The following is a 7,018-nucleotide window of genomic DNA, read 5'->3' as shown; positions in this document are numbered from 1 at the left end:
GGCGGACGCGGGGCTCGTGTGGCCCCCGCGATCTCCATGGTCCCCGTGGGTCGCACGGTTCGCGTCGGTCGTCGCGGTGTTGGCGCGTCCGTCAGGGCTTCCGCTCTTCGCCACCAGGTCTCCCATTGACGCTCGGCCCCGAGGGGTCGGGCCGAGTTCCGGCGTTCGGTCCGGCGTTCGGTCGCGGAGGGGTGACGGGTGACGTCGTCCCGTCCGGTGGTCGGATGCCGCAGGTCCGTGGTGCGCGCGGTTTTCGCCACCGGGCGTGTGGTGCTGTCGAGCGGTGCCGGGCTCCGTCACCCCGTTCTCCGGCCAGGTTGATCGCCCACACTATGAACGCCGCACCGGCCGACCAACCCCTGTCTTCCGTCCCTTCGGGGCAACCTGGTGGGGGGTGGGCACATAGGGGGTCGGACGCTTCCGTTAGGGGTTCCGTGCCGGCGGCGGGCGCTGTGAGACTTCCCGCGTCACTGTGCCGCCCGCCGTAGACGAGAGAGACGGACGCCGTGCCCGACGAAGCGACGTGCAAGGCCCTGGCGATCGCGCACTGCGAGCGGATCAACGCCGGTGACGTTGAGGGCCTGTTGGCGCTGTACTCACCCGCGGTGCGGTTCGAGGACCCGGTCGGTTCCGGGCCGCGGATCGGCCACGGGGCGCTGCGTTCGCACATCGCCGGTGCGGTGGCGGGCGGGGTGCACGACGCCTACGGGGAGCCGGTCGCGGCTCCCGACGGCCGCCACGCGGCGGTGCCGGTGACGTCCACGATGAACTTCCTGCCCGGCGGCCCGCTGCTCGTGCGTTACGGGATTCTGGACGCGCCGCCGGAGCCGGAGTCGGCCCGCGTGGAGTTCACCTGCACGCTGGTGATCGAGGTCGGCGCCGCCGGTCTGATCGAGGACATGCGCGCGTACTGGGGCCGCTCGGACGTCCGCTTCATCGCCTGAACCGCCGGAACGGCCGGAGGAGGACGCAGATGACCGACGAGGCACGGCGCAAGGCGGTGGCGCTGGAGTACTGCCGCCGGATGAACGCCGGTGACGTCGACGGGGTGGTGGAGTTGTTCACGCCCGACGTCCGGTTTCAGGACCCGGTGGGCACCCCCGTTCTGGTGGGCCGGGAGGCGCTGCGCCGACACCTGGCGGCGGCGGTGGAGGCGGGGGTGCGGGAGAGCCCGGGCACGCCGACCGCCGCGCTGGACGGGGAGAGCGTGACGCTGCCGCTGTCCGGGACCATGGACGCGCCCGGCCGGTCGGACGGGGCGCGGGTGGCGTTCAACCTGGTGAGCCTGATGCGGGTGAACGACGCGGGCCTGATCTTCGAGACGCGCATCATCGCGGGCCGCTCGGACTACACGCTGCGGAACGACGCCACCCGGACCTGACGCCGAGGCCGATACCGGCACTGAGGTCGAATCCGGGCCGAAACGGCACCGAGGCCGAAACCCGGCGCCGACCACAGGCGCCCGCTGAGGCCCGGCCCGCCGACACGCACCGCCGCACCCGGTACCGCACCGCCCGCGGGCGGGCGAGCCGCACGCGGGGCGGCCCGCCGGCCCCGGCTCAGCGCAGCCGCGCCCACTCCTCGTCCGTCAGCGGGGGCTCGGAGGGCGGCGGGTTCGCCGGGCCCGTGCGCAGGGCGTTGAGGACGGCCGGCGACTGGAGGCTGGCGACGGGTGCGGCGAGCGTGGTGACGCCTGCCGACGCGGCGCTGACGACGGGGTCGCTGAGGCCGACGGTGCCGACGCGCTCGGAGAAGTCCTGGCGGCTGTGCAGTTCCTCGGAGAGCCGGGGGTCCTTGGCCTCGACGCGGCAGTCGGGGTAGAAGACGTCCTGGGAGGCTGCGAGGATCCACGGATCGTCGATGGCCTTGGCGATGCCCTGGAGCGCGGTGCGGGCCAGGTCCGGCTTGCCCAGGTGGCGGCGCAGGGTGCGGTCGAGGGTGGCGGCGCCGCGCGCGGCGGAGCTCATCCCGTGCCCGTAGATGGGGTTGAAGGCGGCGAGGGCGTCGCCGAGGACGACGAGGTTGTCCGGCCAGCGCTCGACCCGGTCGTAGTGGAGCCGCCGGTTGGCGGTGCTGCGGGAGCCGCGTACGGGCCCGGCGGGTTCGGCGGCGGCCAGGACCCGCCCGAGGACCGGGTGCCGCAGGCCCTCGGCGAACGCGGTGAACCCGGCCTCGTCGGTGGGGGGTTCACCGCCACGGGTGCCGGAGAGCGTGACGATCCACTGGCCGTCCTCGATGGGCAGGATGAGTCCGCTCTGCCCCGGGACGCCGGCCCGGAAGTCGGCGTACACGCTGACCATGGGGAACGTGGCGGCGGCCCGCTCGGGGGCGCGGTAGACGCGGGTGGCGTAGGTGATGCCGGAGTCGACGACGTCCTCCTCCGGCTCGGGGACGCCGAGGGGCCGCAGCCAGGTGCGTAGCCGGGAGCCGCGGCCACCGGCGTCGACGACGACGTCGGCGTCCAGCCGGACGGCGTCCCCGGAGCCGGCGCGGTGGACCGACACGGCGTCCAGGTGGCCTTCGGTTCCGTGGAGTGCGTCGACCTCGGTCTGGGCGAGGACGGTGACGGCCTCGTCGGCGAGGGTGAGGTCGCGGACCGTCCAGTCCAGGAGCGGCCGGCTCGCGGCGAGAAGGAACTGGGTCTCGGGGAAGCGCTGCTGCCAGCCGTACGGCGACATGTTGACCAGATCGGACTGGACACCTATGCGGTGCGCCCCGGCGGACAGGAGCCGCTGGGTCGTGCCGGGCAGCAGGGACTCGATGAGCCGGGCGCCGCCGGACCACAGCAGGTGGGCGTGGCGCGCCTGGGGCACGCCCTTGCGCGGGACGGGCCCGTGGGGCAGCTCGTCGCGGTCGATGACGGTGACGCGGTCGAGGTGCCGCCGGAGCACGCGGGCCGCGAGCATTCCGGCGAGCCCGCCACCGAGCACCACGCCGTGAGTGGGCTTCGTCGACACAGGTGGGGTCCTTCCCGTTGCCCGTTCCCGATGTGCTGCTCCCCAGAGGGGTGTTCCGCATCCGTGACGTGGTCCGAATCTATTGAGCGGGCATCGGGCCACCAACCCCTAACCTCACGGCACCTGCGGCCCCCTATCCGTGGGGTGGTCGCCGGCGCCCCGCGGAGGGGGTCACCCGCCGTCGGGGGCGGGCCGTCTCCCTCGGAGCGTGCCCACCGGGCTTTGTTCAGACGTGACGTCATGTCAACCCCTGTCTTTCCGAACAGGGGGTCGGAATGGTGGATTCCTCGGGCGCCCCCGATCCGGAGATTGCCTCACTCCGGCAACGCAGCGGTAAGAGTCCTGTAGAAAACCGGGCTGTAAGCTGTGCGCCGTTGGCGAAAATCCGACCCCGCGTCGTACCGGTGTGCCCGTGCGTCACGCACCGGAACGCCGACGGACGACGAGTGTGGAGGTGGTTCTCAAGAGCGCGAACGTTCGGTGCGGGCGGCGCTTCCCCGGAAGCCCCCTACACGTACAACCTCATCCGACGGCTTCACACATCTGGCGTGTTCGTACCTCGGTGCGGCGGTCCCGGACGGTCACCGGAACGCGCGGCGGACGTCCGCCCGGCCGGGCGGAAGCCACGACCGACCCGATCGGCCCGACCGACGCGGACAGCCACGACCTCCGGACCACGGCCGGCCCGCAAGGGGCGGACACGGGCCACCGCAGCGGTGCCGGAACGCACCGTCAGCACACCGGCCGGCACGCGCACGCGGCACGCGGGAAGCCCGAGCCGTGGCCCCCGCCTCCCGCGCGCCGCCTCGACCGGTGGAACCGCGCACCGTCCACCGTCAGTCCGTGCACAGCACCGCACGGACCGGCGAGAACAGCCAGGCCAGAACGGTCCGGCCGTGACAGCTCGGCCGGAACAGCTTCGAGAGCAACTGCAGAGACAACCGAAAACGTTGGTTCATTCCATGTCATCGCGTTCAAGGGGGATAGACGCGAGTGGTTCTGATACAGCGGGAAGCGCAGCTTTCACAATTGCGCACGGCATTCGACGCCTGTGCCGGGTTGCAGGGCGGACGGGTATGCCTGATCAGCGGTGCCGTCGGCAGCGGGAAGACAGCCCTGCTGGAAGCCTTCATCGCCCATGTGACGGACGGGCGCGGCCATCTGCTGAGTGCGACCGGTTCGCAGGTCGAACGCCATCTGCCCTTCGGCGTGATGGACCAGCTCATCGACAGTTCCGGGCTGGAACGGGCCTCGGCCCGCAAGGCCGCCACCGTCGTACGCCACCTCGCGCTCACCACCTCGCCCCCCGGGGCTCCCGAGGACGACGCGCTCCACCCGCCCGCGCCCGGCTTCCCGCCGCCGACCGCCACCTCCGCCGCCTACGGCCTGTTCACCTCCCTGCTCGACCTCGCCGGGCCGCTGCCGCTCGTCGTCACGATCGACGACGTCCACCATGCCGACGCCGCCTCCCTGCGGTGCCTCCTGTACGCGATACGGCGGCTGCGGCACAAGCAGATCATGGTCCTCCTGACCGAGTCGCCGATGCTGCGCACCCAGCACCCGCACTTCCGGGCCGAGCTCCTCAGCCAGCCGCACGTCTCCCGGATCGGCCTCGAACCGTTGACGGACGCCGCCCTGTCCCGGCTGGCGCGCATCCACCCGGTGCCGTCCGAGGCGCGTGACCGCGTCGCCCGGGAGGCACCGACGCTGACGGGGGGCAGCCCCCTGCTGATGCGTGCGCTCCTCGACGAGTCGTGCGCCACGCCGTCCCCCGCCCCGGACGCGTCGGCCGTCCCCGGCCTCCAGCCCCTTCCCGCTCCCGTCCTCCACGGCACGTTCGACCAGGCCGTCCTGCGCTGCCTGTACCGCCACGAGCCCGAAGTCCGCGGCGCCGCACAGGCCCTGGCCGTGCTGAGCCGACCGGCCCCGCTGCCCGTCCTCGGCAGGCTCCTCGGCCTCAGCCCCGAGTTCACCTCCCAGTCCCTGCGGCTGCTCCGGCGCTCCGGTCTGGTCTCGTCCGACGGATTAGGCCACCCGCGCATCGTCGGCGCCGTCCTGGCCGACCTGCCGACGGAGGAGCGCCTCCGCCTGCATCGCCGCGCCGCGGAGGTGCTGCACGAGTACGGTGCCGAGCCCGGGGTCGTCGCCGCGCACCTCGTCAGCGCCGACTGGGCCGAACCCGCCTGGGCCGACGCGGCGTTGCACGAGGCCGCGGCCCAGGCGCTGGAGGCCGGGCGCCCCGATGTCACCGCTGCCTGCCTGCGGTTGGCCCGTGGCGCGGTGCGCCCGGGCACCCGCTGGACGGAGGCCGACACGCTGCTGCTGCGCTCCCGGTGGCAGATCAACCCCCTCGCGGCCGCGACCGACCTGGGCGCCCTGACCGAACTCGCCGGGGACGCCTACGGCTCCGGTCACGACGCGGAGGCCACGGCCACCGGCACCGGCACAGCCGACCAGCGGTACGGGCCCGAGACCGTCGGCGCCGTGCCGCCGCTGCTGTGGCACGGTCGTCCGGACACCGCCTGCCGGATCGTGCGCACCGTCGCGGCCCAGGCGCACCCCGCACCCGACGTGCGGGCCCGGCTCGACGCCGCCCGGCTGCTGATCTCGCTCGTCCACCCCGACCGCTACCCGCAGGCCCGCGCCGACGCCCGGCACGTGGCCGACGTCGGCACCGCGACCTCCGTGACCGGCCGGCACCTGGACGCCATGACACTGCTCGCCGACACGCTGACCCCCGACCGCGCCCGGCACGACACGGTGAGCAACGCCGAGCTGATGATCCAGCGCTACATGGCCGACGAGGGGGCTCTCGGAGCGCTCGTCACGCCGCTGCTGGCGATGCTCTACGCCGGGCGCCCGGACCTCGTCGTCGCCTGGACGCAGGTACTGCTGCGGCGCCCCTCGGTGGGCTACGCGCCCAGCTGGAAGGCCGTCCTGCACGCCATCCACGCCGAGGCGGGGTTGCGCCTGGGTGCTCTCGTGGACGCCGGTGAGCACGCCCGCACCGCGCTGACCGTGCTCACCCCGCAGGCCTGGGGCGTGGCAGTGGCCGGGCCTCTGAGCACACTGATCGGCGCCGCGACGGAGGCGGGCCGCCACGACGAGGCGGAACGCTGGCTGGCCAAGCCCGTACCGGCCGAGTCGTTCCGCACCCCGCTCGGCCTGCACTACCTCCTCGCCCGCGCGCGCTACCACCTGGCCACGGGACGCCGCCGGGCCGCGGCCGACGACCTGCGCTGGTGCGGCAAGGAGGTCGCGACCTGGCGGTTGGACACCGCGACGCTCGTACCGTGGCGGCTGGAACTGGCCCGGGTCCACCTGGCCTTCGGCGACCACTGCGAAGCCGTCCGGCTGCTGGAGGAGCAGCTCGACGTCCGGCGGAGCGTGGACGACCGCACCCGCGGCATGGCCCTGCGCGTGCTGGCCGGGCTCGTGCCGCCCGAGCGGGGCGGGGGGCTGCGTGCCCAGGCCGTCCAGCTGCTGGAGGCCTGCGGGGACCGTATCGAGCTGGCCCGGGCCCTGGCCGACACCGGTCAGGCGCTCCGCAAGGCCGGAGACGACGCCGGGGCCCGCCCGTACTTCCAGCGAGCCGGCCAGCTGGCCCAGGGGGCCGGTTCGCCCGCGCTCGCGCAGCGCACGGCCCGGGCGGCCGCCGACCTCCCCCTGTGCCCACGGCCCCGCGACGGACAGCAGCACTCAGGCGGCGACGCCGCCGGCACCGGCTCCGGCACCGGTCTCAGCCGCGCCGAGCGGCGCGTCGCGGCGCTCGCCGCGCAGGGGCACACCAACCGGCAGATCTCCAGCAAGCTGTTCATCACCGTCAGCACCGTGGAACAGCACCTGACGCGGGTGTACCGGAAGTTGGACGTCAAGCAGCGCACGGACCTGGCCAACCGGCTGTCCTCCGTGCGGGCGGGTGTTCCCAGGCTGGACGGCTGAACCGTGCCGCCCGCACCGGCGGCCGGCTCGGTTCGGGTTCGGGCGGGGCCCGGCGGTGGCGGGGCGTGCCGTCCGCCGGGCTCCCGCCCCTGGGGGTCCGGGGGCGTGACCCCCAGAGG

The 7,018-nt window shown here is 74.1% G+C and carries 4 protein-coding genes; 3 read left to right on the top strand and 1 reads right to left on the bottom strand.

What is annotated here, in order from left to right; all coding sequences use genetic code 11:
• The first annotated feature begins 506 nt into the window (after positions 1–506).
• Both O7609_RS15585 and O7609_RS15580 read left to right on the top strand, forming a co-directional pair.
• The gene (locus tag O7609_RS15585) at positions 507–944 is read left to right on the top strand and encodes a nuclear transport factor 2 family protein (protein ID WP_269736371.1); all 438 of its coding nucleotides are present in this window, start codon (positions 507–509) and stop codon (positions 942–944) included.
• 29 nt (positions 945–973) lie between these two features.
• On the top strand, positions 974–1,381 hold the full coding sequence (locus O7609_RS15580) for a nuclear transport factor 2 family protein (protein ID WP_269736372.1): 408 nt from the start codon (positions 974–976) through the stop codon (positions 1,379–1,381).
• Between the two features lie 178 nt (positions 1,382–1,559).
• On the opposite strand, the gene O7609_RS15575 is transcribed toward O7609_RS15580, so the two are convergent.
• The gene (locus O7609_RS15575) at positions 1,560–2,957 is read right to left on the bottom strand and encodes an NAD(P)/FAD-dependent oxidoreductase (RefSeq protein ID WP_269736373.1); all 1,398 of its coding nucleotides are present in this window, start codon (positions 2,955–2,957) and stop codon (positions 1,560–1,562) included.
• A gap of 993 nt (positions 2,958–3,950) precedes the next feature.
• Between O7609_RS15575 and O7609_RS15570 the strand changes: the two genes are divergently transcribed.
• Entirely contained in the window at positions 3,951–6,899 is a 2,949-nt protein-coding gene (locus tag O7609_RS15570; RefSeq protein WP_269743728.1) for a helix-turn-helix transcriptional regulator, read from the top strand.
• Positions 6,900–7,018 lie beyond the last annotated feature (119 nt).

This window comes from Streptomyces sp. WMMC1477, from assembly GCF_027460245.1.
Taxonomy (GTDB): Bacteria; Actinomycetota; Actinomycetes; order Streptomycetales; family Streptomycetaceae; genus Streptomyces.
The sequence above is the reverse complement of the archived record's forward strand: the minus strand, read 5'-3'. Positions and strand labels throughout refer to the sequence as shown.

Excerpts from the sequence above, each read along its gene's own strand:
- O7609_RS15580 (WP_269736372.1), top strand. The coding sequence starts at position 974 with ATGACCGACGAGGCACGGCGCAAGGCGGTGGCGCTGGAGTACTGCCGC.